This window comes from Pseudomonas marincola (assembly GCF_900116605.1).
Taxonomy (GTDB): domain Bacteria; phylum Pseudomonadota; class Gammaproteobacteria; order Pseudomonadales; family Pseudomonadaceae; genus Aquipseudomonas; species Aquipseudomonas marincola.
On sequence record NZ_FPBC01000008.1, the window covers coordinates 216,589 to 231,659 of the forward strand.

General features: G+C 57.4%; 10 protein-coding genes and 1 other RNA gene. 8 read left to right on the forward strand and 3 right to left on the reverse strand.

Translation table 11 applies throughout. The features are described 5' to 3' along the window. The first annotated feature begins 99 nt into the window (after positions 1–99). The gene (gene smpB, locus BM395_RS14770; protein WP_069897898.1) at positions 100–582 is read left to right on the forward strand and encodes an SsrA-binding protein SmpB; all 483 of its coding nucleotides are present in this window, start codon (positions 100–102) and stop codon (positions 580–582) included. 973 nt (positions 583–1,555) lie between these two features. Here smpB and BM395_RS14775 read toward each other — a convergent pair. Beyond that, the gene (locus tag BM395_RS14775) at positions 1,556–2,329 is read right to left on the reverse strand and encodes an FCD domain-containing protein (RefSeq protein ID WP_090513106.1); all 774 of its coding nucleotides are present in this window, start codon (positions 2,327–2,329) and stop codon (positions 1,556–1,558) included. A 319-nt stretch (positions 2,330–2,648) separates the two neighbouring features. Between BM395_RS14775 and BM395_RS14780 the strand changes: the two genes are divergently transcribed. The 4 genes from BM395_RS14780 (at position 2,649) to BM395_RS14795 (ending at position 8,874) form a co-directional block, all read left to right on the forward strand. Next, positions 2,649–4,346: an L-lactate permease gene (locus BM395_RS14780; RefSeq protein WP_090513109.1), complete on the forward strand. Its 1,698-nt coding sequence runs from the start codon at positions 2,649–2,651 to the stop codon at positions 4,344–4,346. Positions 4,347–4,484: 138 nt separating this feature from the next. Next, positions 4,485–5,630 carry an FMN-dependent L-lactate dehydrogenase LldD gene (gene lldD / locus BM395_RS14785; protein WP_090513111.1) on the forward strand — a complete coding sequence of 382 codons (1,146 nt, stop codon included), beginning with the start codon at positions 4,485–4,487 and terminating at the stop codon, positions 5,628–5,630. A 71-nt stretch (positions 5,631–5,701) separates the two neighbouring features. Further along, positions 5,702–8,512, forward strand: a complete 2,811-nt coding sequence (locus BM395_RS14790; protein ID WP_090513115.1) for an FAD-binding and (Fe-S)-binding domain-containing protein — start codon at positions 5,702–5,704, stop codon at positions 8,510–8,512. Between the two features lie 116 nt (positions 8,513–8,628). Continuing rightward, on the forward strand, positions 8,629–8,874 hold the full coding sequence (locus BM395_RS14795; RefSeq protein ID WP_069897903.1) for a hypothetical protein: 246 nt from the start codon (positions 8,629–8,631) through the stop codon (positions 8,872–8,874). A gap of 49 nt (positions 8,875–8,923) precedes the next feature. Here BM395_RS14795 and BM395_RS14800 read toward each other — a convergent pair whose 3' ends face one another. Then, positions 8,924–11,422: a sensor histidine kinase gene (locus tag BM395_RS14800; protein WP_090513117.1), complete on the reverse strand. Its 2,499-nt coding sequence runs from the start codon at positions 11,420–11,422 to the stop codon at positions 8,924–8,926. Positions 11,423–11,564: 142 nt separating this feature from the next. On the opposite strand from BM395_RS14800, the gene ssrA reads away from it, so the two are divergent. From ssrA to BM395_RS14815, 3 genes are all read left to right on the forward strand, one after another. Further along, positions 11,565–11,951: a transfer-messenger RNA gene (gene ssrA, locus BM395_RS14805) on the forward strand. Between the two features lie 245 nt (positions 11,952–12,196). Beyond that, the gene (locus tag BM395_RS14810) at positions 12,197–12,445 is read left to right on the forward strand and encodes a helix-turn-helix transcriptional regulator (protein WP_090513119.1); all 249 of its coding nucleotides are present in this window, start codon (positions 12,197–12,199) and stop codon (positions 12,443–12,445) included. After that, positions 12,442–13,947, forward strand: a complete 1,506-nt coding sequence (locus BM395_RS14815) for a YfjI family protein (RefSeq protein WP_090513120.1) — start codon at positions 12,442–12,444, stop codon at positions 13,945–13,947. The genes BM395_RS14810 and BM395_RS14815 overlap by 4 nt, the downstream gene beginning before the upstream one ends. A gap of 174 nt (positions 13,948–14,121) precedes the next feature. On the opposite strand, the gene BM395_RS14820 is transcribed toward BM395_RS14815, so the two are convergent. After that, complete coding sequence (locus tag BM395_RS14820) at positions 14,122–15,033, reverse strand: restriction endonuclease (protein WP_090513122.1); 912 nt, start codon at positions 15,031–15,033, stop codon at positions 14,122–14,124. Between the last annotated feature and the right edge of the window lie 38 nt (positions 15,034–15,071).

Below are 15,071 nucleotides of genomic sequence, written 5' to 3' on the forward strand. Positions count from 1 at the left end.
GATTGCGGGTGGTCGAGAGCGATTGCAATCATCAATCACACACTTTGCCTGCTTGAGTCCGTAGCGCAGATGCTGGCGACTCCTTATAATGCGCCGCCTATGGCTAAACAAAAGAAACATCAAGAAGGCACCATCGCGCTGAATAAAAAGGCGCTGCATGACTATTTCATCGAAACCAAGTTCGAGGCCGGTCTGGTTCTGGCTGGCTGGGAAGTGAAAAGCATGCGCGCCGGCAAGGCTCAGTTGGTTGACAGCTACGTGCTGCTCAAGAACGACGAAGCCTGGCTGATGGGCTGCCACATTACCCCCCTGAAAACGGCGAGCACCCACGTGATCGCTGACCCGATCCGTACCCGCAAGCTGCTTTTGAACAAGCGCGAGCTGGAGAAATTGTTCGGCGCGGTCAATCAGAAGGGCTACACCTGCGTGGCATTGTCGATCCAGTGGAAAGCCCACTTGGTCAAATGCACCATCGCCTTGGTGAAGGGTAAGAAAGACTTCGACAAGCGCCACACCGAGAAAGAACGTGACGCCGACCGCGAAGTCCAGCGCGCCATGCGCACCAAGGGCAAAGGCGATTAATCACCCGCCTGCCCAGACGGCGTAGCCTGCGCCCGCCCCTCCTGCGGAATCGCCACCTCGCCAAGGGTGCGCGTTGGATCATTATGATCAATTCCGATTGAATCATGATGACCAACCACCGGAGGATGGATAGCCCCGAACGGGGCAATCCGTCATGACCATTTCGGATGGCGGCACATAATCGGTCATGACCATTTCAGACCTCGACAAATAATCCGCCACGACAATTTCGCGCATCGACGCGCAATCCGTTTATGGGTCGTTTCAAGAATCCGCAACCGCCAAACAACCGCAACCGCGTACACCCGCAATTGCGCCATGACGGATTAACCTGCGGTTTATCCATCCTCCGCGGGGTGTTAAGTCATAACGATCATTCACCGGAGGATGGATAGCCCCGCACCGGGGCAATCCGTCATGACGATTTCGGGTGACGGCAAATAATCCGTCGTGACAATTTCAGACCTCGATAAATAATCCGCCACACCGAATTCGCGCATCTATGCGCAATCCGTTTATGGGTCGTTTCAAGAATCCGCAACCGCCAAACAACCGCAACCGCGTACATCCGTAATTACGCCATGACGGATTAACCTGCGGTTGATCCATCCTCCGTGGGGTTTCGAGTCATAACGATCATTCACCGGAGGATGGATAGCCCCGAACGGGGCAATCCGTCATGACGATTTCGGATGACGGCAAATAATCCGCCACGCCGAATTCGCGCATCGACGCGCAATCCGTTTATGGGTCGTGTCAATAATCCGCAACCGCCAAACAACCGCAACCGCGTACACCCGCAATTACGCCATGACGGATTAACCTGCGGTTGATCCATCCTCCGTGGGGTGTTGAGTCATAACGATCAATCACCGGAGGATGGATAGCCCCGAACGGGGCAATCCGTCATGACGATTTCGGACGGCGGCAAATAATCGGCCATACCCAATTCGGATCACGCCAACGTCAATAATTAACCGCCATGCGTTGAGCGGCGCTGGGCGCGGGCGACTCGTTGGGCCTGCTGCTGCACGTCGGACAAGACTTCTTGCACGTAATCAATATGCTGATTGGACAACGTGCGCGCCTGCTCGGCATGGCCTTGCATGATGGCCTCGTATAACGCGCGGTGCTGGGCAATCAGCATGTCACGGGTCTCGTCACGCTGCGCATACATGCCGCCAATGTTGGTCACCACATTGCGCCGGAGCAGATCAAACAAGCCGCGAATGGTATGCAGCAACACGGCATTGTGGCTGGCCTCGGCAATTGCCAGATGGAAGTTGGCATCGGCGGCGCCCTCTTCTGCGCGAGTCGCCTTACCCGCACGGCTGTAGCACTCCTGCAACGCGTCGAAAGCTGCTGTCAGCCGCACGCGATCAATACTGGTGGCGCGCTGAGCCGCATAAAACGCACAAGAGCCCTCCAGCGTATGACGAAATTCAAGCAAGTCGCGCTGGGCGCTTGGGTTGTTTTCCAGCAGGTGCAGCAGCGGATCACTGAAAGTCGAGCCCAAGGTTTGCGACACATAATTGCCACCGCCCTGGCGGCTCACCAACAATCCCCGGGCGACCAATTTCTGAATCGCTTCACGCAACGAAGGGCGCGACACACCAAAACGCTCAGCAAGCACACGCTCAGCCGGCAAGCGCTCGCCCGCCTTCAACGTACCTTCAAGCACCATGGTTTCGATCTGCTCGACAATGCCATCCGACAAACGTCGCTGCTGTACCTGCCCTACGTCCATTTCCATCACCTTATTGGTTTTACCACCCCGAGGCGCCGCACTGCGCGGCCTCGGGATGTCCTGCACGAAGCCTATAGAGCCTGCAGACACTGCACAAGATAGCGCTCTGAGACCAAAGTTGTAGAGACATAAATTGACTTTGACCGCACCGGCCTTTTACTCTGAGCCCATCAATTTGTAAATTGGTCTGACCAATTCAAGCACTAACTAATAATAATTTCAAAATACGCCACGAGGTTATCGATGTCGCCAATGCCAACCTTCCCTGCCAACACTCGGAATATATCCAGTCAGTTCGCCTGCGCAGGGAGCCAGACCAATGAATAACGGCTTACTCGCACTTCTCGCCTTCTCGCCGATTCTGCTGGCCGCGATTCTGCTGATCGGCCTGCGCTGGCCGGCAAAACGCGCCATGCCGCTGGTTTACCTGCTGACTGCCGCCGTTGGCTTGTTTGCATGGGACATGACGTTCAATCGCGTATTGGCCTCAACCATTCAGGGCCTGCTGATTACCCTCGGTTTGCTGTGGATCATCTTCGGCGCAATCCTGCTACTCAACACCCTCAAACACTCCGGCGGCATCACTGCTATTCGCGCAGGCTTCGCCACCATCAGCCCGGACCGCCGCATTCAGGCGATCATCATTGCCTGGCTGTTTGGTTGCTTCATTGAGGGCGCCTCTGGCTTCGGCACACCGGCTGCAATTGCTGCGCCGCTGCTCGTCGCTATCGGCTTCCCTGCCATGGCCGCCGTCCTCATGGGCATGCTGGTCCAGAGCACACCGGTGTCGTTCGGCGCGGTTGGCACGCCAATCATCGTCGGCGTCAGCACCGGCCTCGACAGCAACGCCATTGGCGCACAGTTGGCTGAACACGGCTCATCATGGGCTCAGTTCCTGCAACTGATTACCAGTGAAGTTGCCATCATCCACGCCATTGTCGGCACTGTTATGCCGCTGTTCATGGCCATGATGCTGACGCGCTTCTTCGGTCAGGAGAAAAGCTGGAAGGCAGGCCTCGCAGTCATGCCGTTCGCCATTTTCGCCGGCCTGGCATTTACCATTCCTTACGCCCTCACCGGCGTGTTCCTCGGCCCTGAGTTCCCGTCACTGATTGGCGGCCTTACAGGCCTGGCGATTGTCACCACCGCTGCCCGTTTCGGCTTCCTGGTACCGAAAACCTCGTGGGATTTTGCACCGGCTAAAGACTGGCCAGCAGAGTGGATCGGCACCGTTGAAATGAAGCTCGAAGAACTCACGCAAAAGCCTATGAGTTCGCTGCGCGCTTGGCTGCCTTACGTACTGGTGGGCGCCCTGTTGGTCATCAGCCGCGTATTCCCGGAAGTCTCCGCCGCACTCAAAGCTGTGGTCATCAACTTCCCGGACTTGATGGGCGAAGCAGGCGTCAGCGCCAACTTCCAGCCGTTGTATCTGCCAGGCGGTATTCTGGTTGCAGTGGTTATCGCCACCTTCTTCCTGCACGGCATGCGTGTTCGTGAACTGACTGCAGCCGTTAAAGAGTCGAGCAGTGTTCTGCTCAGCGCGGGTTTCGTTCTGCTGTTCACCGTGCCGATGGTGCGTATTCTGATCAACTCGGGCGTTAACAGCGCCGACATCGCCAGCATGCCAATTGTCATGGCTCGCTGGGTCGCGGACAGCGTTGGCGGCATCTATCCGCTGCTGGCGCCAAGCATCGGTGCACTCGGCGCATTCATCGCCGGCTCCAACACTGTCAGCAACATGATGTTCAGTCAGTTCCAGTTTGGCGTGGCGCATACGCTCGGCATGTCCGGCGCACTGATTGTCGCGGTACAAGCCATCGGCGCAGCGGCTGGCAACATGGTCGCGATTCACAACGTGGTCGCCGCCTCTGCCACAGTCGGCCTGCTCGGTCGCGAAGGCACTACATTGCGCAAGACAATCTGGCCTACGCTGTACTACGTTCTGTTTACCGGCCTGATTGCCCTGTTTGCCGTCTATGGCCTGGGCATTACCGACCCGTTAATGCTCGCCCAGTAAACTGATAAACCAGCCCCGCCTTTCGAGGCGGGGCTTAGTCAATTACGGCGCACAATAATGCGCCCGGCCTTGGCAACCGGCACATCCAATTGCCCCCTTGCCCGGCCATTCGTTGATTAAATTACAGGTTGTTCATCTATGATCATTTCTGCCTCGACCGATTACCGCGCCGCCGCAAAAAGCAAGCTGCCACCGTTCCTGTTTCACTACGCCGATGGCGGCGCTTACGCCGAACACACCCTGCGCCATAACGTCTCCGACCTCTCGGAAATTGCTCTGCGCCAGCGCGTGTTGCGCAACATGAGCGAGCTGAACCTCGAAACCCAACTGTTCAACGAAACCTTGTCGATGCCGGTAGCGTTGGCACCGGTTGGCCTCACGGGCATGTTCGCCCGTCGCGGTGAAGTACAGGCCGCGCGCGCAGCTGCCGCCAAAGGTATCCCGTTCACCCTGTCGACCGTTTCGGTGTGCCCGATTGAAGAAGTTGCCCCGGCAATCAATCGCCCGATGTGGTTCCAGTTGTACGTTCTCAAAGATCGCGGCTTCATGAAGAACGCACTTGAGCGCGCCAAGACCGCTGGCGTGACCACACTGGTTTTCACCGTGGACATGCCAACGCCAGGCGCTCGCTACCGTGACGCCCACTCCGGCATGAGCGGCCCGAATGCTGCCATGCGCCGTATGCTGCAAGCCATGACGCATCCGCAGTGGGCCTTCGATGTTGGTTTGATGGGCCGCCCGCACGACCTGGGCAACATCTCGACCTATCGCGGCAACCCGACCGGTCTGGCGGATTACATTGGCTGGCTGGCCAATAACTTCGACCCGTCGATCTCCTGGAAAGACCTGGAGTGGATCCGTGATTTCTGGGACGGCCCGATGATCATCAAAGGCATTCTCGACCCCGAAGATGCCAAAGACGCAGTCAAGTTCGGCGCCGACGGCATTGTCGTCTCCAACCACGGCGGGCGTCAGCTCGACGGCGTTCTGTCCAGCGCCCGCGCCATGCCGGCCATTGCCGACGCAGTAAAGGGCGACCTGAAGATTCTCGCCGACTCGGGTATCCGCAGCGGCCTCGATGTGGTCCGCATGATCGCGCTGGGCGCCGACACCGTGATGCTCGGCCGCGCCTTCCTTTACGCACTCGCCGCTGCCGGTGAAGCAGGCGTGAGCAATCTGCTCGACTTGTTCGAGAAAGAAATGCGCGTGGCCATGGTGCTCACCGGCGCCAAGTCGATCAGCGAAATCAGCGCGGAATCGCTGGTTCGCGAACTGGGCCGCTAAACACACGCTGCATTGAGCCACTGGATACGGCCGCTGTTGCGGCCGGCAATAATTGCAACACTGGAGCACACATGGGTCTGCCTGCCGTATTTCTCAGCGAAGTTGAACGCCTGATTCCCCGTGAACGACGTTTTGACGACCCATTGTCGACACTGGCATTCGGCACCGATGCAAGCTTCTACCGGCTGATTCCCAAGCTGGTGATTCGCGTCGAATCCGAAGCGGAAGTTGTCGCGGTATTGAAGTTGGCAGCAGCGCAGAGTGTTTCGGTGACGTTCCGTGCTGCCGGCACCAGTTTGTCCGGTCAGGCACTCAGCGATTCAGTGCTGATCGTGCTGGGCGACAATTGGAATGGCCGCGAGATCCTCCAGCAAGGCGCGCAGATCCGTCTGCAACCGGGCGTAATCGGCGCCAATGCCAACGCCGTGCTGCTGCCGTTCCAGCGCAAGATTGGCCCAGACCCTGCTTCGATCAACGCCTGCAAAATTGGCGGTATCGTCGCCAACAATGCCAGCGGCATGTGCTGCGGCACCGCGCAAAACAGCTACAACACGTTGGCGGGCATCCGTATCGTGCTCGCCGATGGCAGCGTCCTCGACACCGAAGACAGCGCCAGTGTTGCCGCCTTTGAACAGAGCCACGCCGCGCTGCTTGAGCAACTTGCGGAACTTGCCCGCGCCACTCGTAACAACAGTGAATTAGCGAGCAAGATTCGCCACAAATACCGCCTGAAGAACACCACGGGTTTATCGCTTAACGCGCTGGTCGATTTCGACCAGCCGCTGGAAATTCTCAGCCACTTGATGGTCGGCTCCGAAGGCACCCTGGGCTTCATCAGCTCGGTGACCTACAACACCGTGCCCGATCACCCACACAAGGCCAGCGCCTTGGTGGTATTCCCCGATGTTGAGAACTGCTGCCGCGCCGTTACCGTACTCAAAGCCCAGCCGGTTTCAGCGGTGGAACTGCTGGACCGCCGCAGCCTGCGCTCAGTCGAAAACAAAGCCGGCATGCCGGACTGGGTCAAAAACCTGTCCGATAACGCCTGCGCCTTGCTGATTGAATCGCGCGCCGCCAGCCAGAGTTTGCTGCATGAGCAACTGACTCAGGTAATGGCCTCGCTCAGCAGTTTCCCGGTTGAGAAACAGGTCGATTTCAGCGAAGACCCGGTGGTGTACAACCAGCTGTGGCGTATTCGCAAAGACACCTTCCCGGCCGTTGGCGCCGTGCGCGAAACCGGCACCACGGTCATTATTGAAGATGTCACCTTCCCCGTTGAACAACTGGCTGAAGGGGTTAACCGCCTGCTGCAACTGTTCGACAAGCATCAATACGACGAAGCCATCATTTTCGGCCACGCCTTGGAAGGCAACCTGCACTTTGTGTTCACTCAGGGCTTCGACTCGCCCGAGCAAGTCGCCCGCTACGAAGCCTTCATGCAGGATGTCGCGCAACTGGTCGCAGTCGAATTTGGCGGCTCACTCAAGGCTGAGCACGGCACCGGCCGCAACATGGCGCCGTTCGTTGAGCTTGAGTGGGGCAAAGATGCCCATCAGCTTATGTGGCAGATCAAGCGCCTGCTCGACCCGCAAGGCATTCTGAATCCGGATGTGGTGTTGTCCAACGATCCGCACATTCACCTAAAAAACCTCAAGCCGCTGCCCGCCGCCGATGAGATCGTCGACAAATGCATCGAGTGCGGCTTTTGCGAACCGGTATGCCCGTCGCGCGAACTGACATTAAGCCCGCGCCAGCGCATCGTTATCTGGCGCGACATTCAGGCCAAAAAGCGCGCCGGCATCGACACCACAACGCTCGAGCGTGACTATCAGTACCAAGGCGTCGACACCTGCGCGGCGACTGGCCTTTGCGCCCAGCGTTGCCCGGTAGGCATCAACACTGGCGACTTGGTGCGTAAATTACGCGCTCGCGATGCCAACAACACTGGCACTGCCAACTGGCTGGCCAAGCATTTCGACGGCGCGATCAAAGGCACACGTTTCACCCTGATGGCCGCCAACATGGCGCGCCAGCTACTCGGCCCGAAGAACCTTGCAAGCCTGAGCCACAACCTCACAAAAATCAGCGCCAACCGACTGCCGCAATGGACACCGGCCATGCCACAAGCGGCTCGTCCAATTCGCCTGAACACCCAGCAAGTGACTGATTCGCGACCTCGCGTGGTCTACCTCACTGCCTGTGTTTCACGCGCGATGGGCCCGGCATTCAGCGACCGCGAACAAGTCCCGCTGATTGATAAAACCCGCGCTTTGCTCGAGAAATCAGGTTTTCAGGTGGTATTCCCGGCGGAACAAGGCAGCCTCTGCTGCGGCCAGCCATTCGCCTCGAAAGGCTATGCAGAGCAAGCCGATCGCAAGCGCAGCGAACTGATAGATGCCTTGCTCGAAGCCAGCCGCGGTGGGCTTGATCCGATTTATTGCGACACCAGCCCCTGCACCCTGCGTTTGCTGCAAGATGGCCTTGATGAACGCCTTAAACTGCACGACCCGGTGAAGTTCATTCGTGAGCACATGCTCGACCGCCTGGAGTTCACCCCGCAAGCAGAGCCGGTGGCGATTCACGTAACGTGCAGCACCCAACACCTGGGCGAAGCTCAAGGCCTGATTGACATTGCCAAGCGCTGCAGCGAGCAGGTGGTCATCCCGGAAGGCATTCATTGCTGCGGCTTTGCCGGTGACAAAGGCTTCACCACACCGGAACTGAATGCTCACGCACTGCGCAGCCTGAAAAGTGCAGTGCAGATTTGCGATGAAGGCATCTCCACCAGCCGCACCTGTGAAATCGGCCTGAGCCACCACGCCGGTATCGATTACCACAGCCTGGTGTATCTGGTAGACCGCGTAACCCGCGCAAGAGCCTGAGCGAATGGCGGTGGGCTAATACCACTCACCGCCATCCCAATCTGTGCTGACCAACGGACATGAGCGTTTTTAACAGCGCTCTATACTCAGCGATGTCCGTCCACAGGAGAGCTATCATGCGTAGATTTGCACTATTGCTTACTGCCGCCCTGCTAAGCACTTCAGCCTGGGCCAACCACTGCCCTGCTGATATGGCTAAGATCGATGCCGAGCTTGCCAGCAACCCACCGAGCGACCCAACTGTTTTAGCCGAAGTGAAAAAACTGCGTGCCGAAGGTGAGGAGCTACACAAGGCGGGGGATCATGCCAAGTCGATGGAAACGCTCGCTAAAGCCCAAGCGCTGCTTGACGCCAACGAGTAAAAGGACACGTCGGGCGCAGGTCAATAGTGCGCCCGACGCCTTCACCGCCTCACTCAGGCAAAGCGCTCTGCAGGTCCACCCAGAAACAACTACCCTGCCCCTCTTCACTGCGAAAGCCAATCTCGCCGCCCATCAACTGCGCCAACTCTCTGCTCAAGACCAGGCCAATACCGGTGCCGGGAATCGTTGAGCTTTCGCGTCCCAAACGCTGAAACGGCTGAAACAACTGCTGTTGTTGCTCCTCGCTCAGCCCCACTCCGTCGTCCTCGACCCAGAGCCGGACGCAGTCTGAACGCATCTCATAACCCAGCGTGATCAAACCGCTTTCACGGCTGTACTTCATTGCGTTGGATAGCAAGTTCAGCAGTACCTGACGCAAACGCCGGGCATCCGCTTGCACACACAACGCTGAGTCTGCAGGCACTTGCACATCAATGCGCAGACCACGCTGTTGCAGCTCTGGCAAAATCAGTTCGGCGCAACCGTGCAGCACTCCGGCAATTTTTACCGGCTGCATCTGCAATTGCTGAGGGCGATTTTCAATGCTCGATAGATCCAGTACGTCATCCACCAAAGCGGCAAGATGACGGCTCGCATTGATGATTTCCCGCGCATAATCAGCTTCTTGCTGCGCGTTTTCACGTTCTTGTGCATCGACCTCGATCAGTTGCGCAAAACCTTGAATCGCATTCAACGGCGTGCGCAGTTCGTGGCTCATGCTCGACAAAAAACGGCTCTTCGACTGGCTGGCATCCTGCGCCTGCAAACTGGAGAGGCGCAGCGCTTCCTGGGTTTCCTTGAGCCCGCTGATATCAACGTGCGTGCCCGCCACACGCAATGGTTTGCCTGCCTCATCACGCTCAAGTACGCGGCCTCGGCTGAGCAACCAGACGTAATGCATATTGGCATCGGCAAAGCGATACTCAGCCTCGTAGTGATCCTCGCCGCTGGCGGCAAACTGCTCGCGTAAATGGCGCACCCGCTCCAAATCATTCGGGTGAACGCGCTCATTGAATTCAGCCATCGTCATGCGCTTATCTGCCAGACTGAAGCGCTTGCAGAAACGCTCACTCACCGAAATCATCAGCAAGTCGGCCTCAATCAGCCACATACTTTCAGTGGTACTTTCAACCACCACCCGCAGCAGCTTTTCCGCATCGAGGCGCTGTATCTCACTCGCCTGTAATTGTTCACCCGCTTGAGTGACTGCAGCCTCGATTGCAGCCAATTCTTCAATTCTGCTGCTGTCACCCACGGTCTGATACTGGCCCTGACCCAGCTGGCGCATGCGCACCACAATCCCGCCAACACCTTGAATCAACTCCCGCCCCAAATGCCTGGAGCGCAGCCACATCCACAGAATAAACAGCAGATAAAACAGCACCAGCCCACCGATTAACCAGTAGCCAATCTTGTCGTACTTCGCCGCCAGCATATTGGTTTCGTTGAGTATTTTTTCTTCATCAACCACCAATAACAGCCGCCAGCCGGTCTGCTCAATCTCACTCCAGACCACTAACTGCTTGCGACCGCCCAACTCCAACTCCATGACTTTGGGCCGATCTGCAGCTATGGCGGCAATCAACGGCTGCATATCCGCACGCGATGCCAGATTAAAATCTTCGGGCTTAAGCACTTCACGACGAATCGCTTCGGCATAGGAATAGTCGGTAAGTTCGCGCAGACCAAAGTCACGCTCACCCGGCGGCGGCAGCGCCATGATGTTGTTATCTTTATTAAGCAACACCGCGTACCCCTGCCAAGGCACCTGCAAATTATTGATCTGGTCGAGCACCATGTTGATGGTCACATCAAGGCCAACAACGCCCTCAAGAAAATCCCCCTGATAAACCGGAGCAACCGCCGACATAATCCAGCCTAACCCGGCAGGGTCAACATACACATCGGTCCACACCACGCGGCGTGAAGGGTTGTGCGTGGCATCGGCACGGTAATAGAAGTTGTACCTGGGGATGAACATGTCTGCCGGGTAGCGCTGCAATACATCGAAGTAAGGATAGATGCGGTTGTAGCTGTCCCAAGTATTGAAATACAACGCAGCGACACTCGAGTCGTTCTCATGCATGGAGCGCATCAACGGGTCCAGTTGAGACAGGCGCAGCGCCTTGGCATGGTCTTGTTTGGCAACTGGCGTTGCACTGGAATAGAAGGACGCCGCACGGCCATCGTCACTGCGGCTGTAGAACACGCCGTCGTCTGACAACGCATGACGACCCTGCTCAACGGCATCCGGCGTGTACGCCTTGTTGGCAAGCGCTCGCGCCGTTGCATCAGCGAATATCTTGGCCTGCTGACTAACAGCTTGCAGGTGAATATCAATCACATCACTTTCACGCGTGGCCGCTGCCGAAAGCGTGGCCAATGCGTTTTCTTGCAGGTGACCAACCTGCGCCTCACGGATCGCCTCGTTACCGACCAGAAAAACCGTAACAAGTACGAACTCGACCAGAATCAGCGGAATCAAAGCGCTCTGAACAAACGCCCGCCAAATCCATCGACGCAAGGGGTAGCGCTGTGCGCGCAACATACATACCTCGTCCTGAAGTCGAAGCTTCCTGCCTGAAGGGCCCTAATCATAACTGGTGTTTCAGCCCCGTGCAGGCTTGATCATCAGCACGGTCGACGTTAGCCATGGTTTGGCTGTACAATTGCCCTGCAACGACAGTTTTGGGGCCGATTAGGATTCGACGCCGGTAGCGAAACTCGAGGGGCATGCCGAGTGGGTAACAGAACTCGTAAATCCACTGTTGCAAACTTTATAATTGCCAATGATGACAATTACGGTGCCCAACTAGCTGCGTAAGCAGCCTAGTCGCACTTCTGGTAGCTTCGGCTCCAGCAATCATTAGGGGATGTCTGTAAACCCGAAATGATTGTCATATAGAACAGAATCGCCGCGTAGTACGTTGTGGACGAAGTGGCTAAAACTTACACAACTCGCCCAAAGCACCCTGCCCGTCGGGCGGCCAAGGGTTAACTTAATAGACACGGCTAAGCATGTAGAACCGACAGCGGAGAACTGGCGGACGGGGGTTCAAATCCCCCCGGCTCCACCAAATAAGCGTTAAGAATCAGGCACTTAGCGAATAGCTACAGTGCCTTTTTTGTGCCTTTTAGGGCTGTTTTGGCTGGGTTATGCCAGCTTTATGACAGCCCCCTGCCCGCGAAGCCTATCCGCGGCTGCCGCCTTTACCTCAACAACCAAGAAAACGTTTTCCGTCGCTTTTTTGGTTTGAAATCGCGCCCCAAAGCGCTGTCGGGGGTATTAAATCTGTGTCGGCTTACACACAGAGACCCACACATGCCGACACATGCCCCCAAGAAATACCTGATTAGTCACACCTCTCTGCAGCACTGCTTTGACAAGAGCCGCTCCGGCCTCGAAAAGCTGCGCGAAACCGACCCCAGCTTCCCTCGCCCCATCAAATTTGGCCCGAGCAAACAGGCTGGCGTTTACTTCGTCGTCGCGGAGGTGGAGGCCTGGCTGGAGAGCAAGATCAGCGAGCGTGATGGCGTCACTCAGGATCTCTCCGAGAGAGATGAGCAATGACCACACACGAGCAGATGCCGCCGTTCTTGGCAGAGATGCCCGAACCGGCACTTACCTCATATCTGAGTCTGGAAATTGCGCCAAAGCCGCTCCCGAGCGGGCTGTCTCGGGTCATGCCCTGGCGTGACGAGCTATTGCCAGCCGATCTGCGGGAATATGTACGCGATGTCGCTGAACGCACCCAGTGCCCACCAGACTTTATTGGGGTCGCACTCGTGGTTGCTGCCAGCGCTGTGGTGGGTCGCAAATTTACCATCCACCCGAAACAGCACGACGACTGGATGGTCGTCCCCAATCAATGGGGCGTCATCATCGGTCGACCATCAGCGATGAAATCGCCAGCACTCAAACAGGCACTGCGCCCACTGCATGCCCTGGAGTCCAGGGAGCGAAAACAGTACGGCCTGGCTGAGGCCGAGCACAAGGCCAGCAGCGAGCTGCTTGAAATGGAGCGCAACGCCGCCAAGGTCAAGGCAAAAAAACTTCTCGGTAGCGGCGACAAGAACGCAGCTTTGGCGGAACTGAACAGACTTTCCAGCGACATGCAGGCTCCAGTCCTGCGCCGGTACATCGTCAACGACTCAACTGTCGAGAAACTCGGCGAACTGCTCAACGAAAACCCCAACGGCCTACTGCTTGTGCGTGACGAGCTGGGAGGCTGGCTGGCGACGATACAGAGCGAGGACGGTTCTGTTGCGCGAGCGTTCTACCTGGAATGTTTCGATGGCAACGGCTCATTCACCTACGACCGCATTGGGCGCGGCACCATTTTCATCGAGTCATGCTGTTTATCCTTGATCGGCGGCATTCAACCGTCACGAATCGCATCGCTGGTGCGCGCCGCGATCAGCGGCGAATTGGATGACGGCCTGATTCAGCGCCTGCAACTCGCCGTTTATCCCGACGATGTCCGCGAATGGCGTCTGGTGGACCGCTGGCCGAACAAAGCCGCCACTGAGCGCGTGGATTGGGTTATCGAGCAGCTCGACCAAATACCCGATGAGCCTCGTTCTGCACTCAGGTTCAGCCCGGAGGCACAGGAGATATTTAACGCTTGGTATACCCGTCACATGCAGGAAAGCCGGAGGGAAGAATTACATCCAGCATTGCAATCCCACTTCCTAAAAATGCCGCAGACCATTGCCGGATTAGCACTTCTATTCGAGCTTATCGGCGGAGGACTGCAAGTGGTCAGTGCAGAGGCTGCTACCCGAGCAATTGGCTGGGCGGCCTACCTGATGAGCCATGCACAGCGGTTGTACGGTGCAGCAATTAACGCCCCACTACTGGGGGCCCGGTTGCTCCTGGAACGTCAGCAGAAATTACCCGAGCCGTTTACCGCACGAGAGGTGCGCCAGAAGGACTGGACGGGATTGGGCTCGCAGGACGCCGTGAATAATGCGCTCGCAATTCTGGTTGAACACGACTTCATCGTTGGCTACGAGGTTGCCGGTGAGAAAGGTGGCCGCCCATCGACACGCTATGTCTGGCGAAAAACGTAGCCTCGACCCAGCCTGTTTACTCAAAAGGCCGGCAGGGCTACCTACAAAACCTACGAAACCTAGTTCTGTAGGTTTTGTAGGTAGCCCTACCCCCTGGTTGGGATACTAACTGCCAGCCCAACAGTGATATCCGGCCTCATACCTGCTGGGCTGAACCGCCACCAGGGTTGTGAGTCACTCTTCAGCAAAGTAATCGCTGTCGAGCTGCTTCACCTCGTACACCTGCTTAACGCTCACGCCCAGGTTGTTCTCGACCATCAGCCGCGCGAGCTCGACGCCATCGATCAGTACCACTTTGATATCCAGGCCAAGTGCCGCCTCGCGTGCGCCTACGGAAAACTCCGACGTAGTGATGAATACGCCCTTGCGTGCCCGCTGCCGGGTCAGCGCGCCGATGAACTTGTCGATCTCGGGACGATGCACCGTATTGGTCCAGCGCTTGGCTTGCAGGTAGATCACATCCAGGCCGAGCTTGTCCTCCTTGATGATGCCGTCGATTCCGTCATCGTTGGTGGCCTGGGTTGCCTTGCCGGCCTCCTTGCGCGAGCCGCCATAGCCCATGGCCAACATCAGATCGACCACCAGTTGCTCGAAAAACCCTGGCGTGGCCGCCCTGACCTGCGCCAACAGCTCATCGGCCAGTGACTGCACCAGTGCCTGATGAGCCTCGGCCAATTGCTCGTCCGGTGTGATCTCGGCAGCCTCGACTTCAAGCACTCCAAGCACATCAACGGTCTGCGGTTTAGCGGTATGGAAGTCGGCAAACTCCGGAAACTGCTTCAGCCAGGCCACGGTAATGCGCTCCGGGCCGTTGGCCAGTGCTTCCCGACCACGGGCAGTGATCTGCACCATGCCCTTGCTCGGAATAGTCAGCAGACCGGCCTTGTTCAGGTAGGTCCTGGCCCAGCCCACCCGGTTGTTGATCACCGTTTGATGCCCCGACGGCAGCCGCTCTTTGCGCTCTTCCTCGGTTAACTGGAATACATCAGCGATGCTTTCGCGCAACACGCTGAGCGGAATCGCTACACCGTCTCGAACCGCCTCCAGCACCGGGCGCATGACGCTTTGAAAATCCGGAATCGACATCCTGGTTCCTTCTCCATAATCGCAACTCAGCCCGCTGA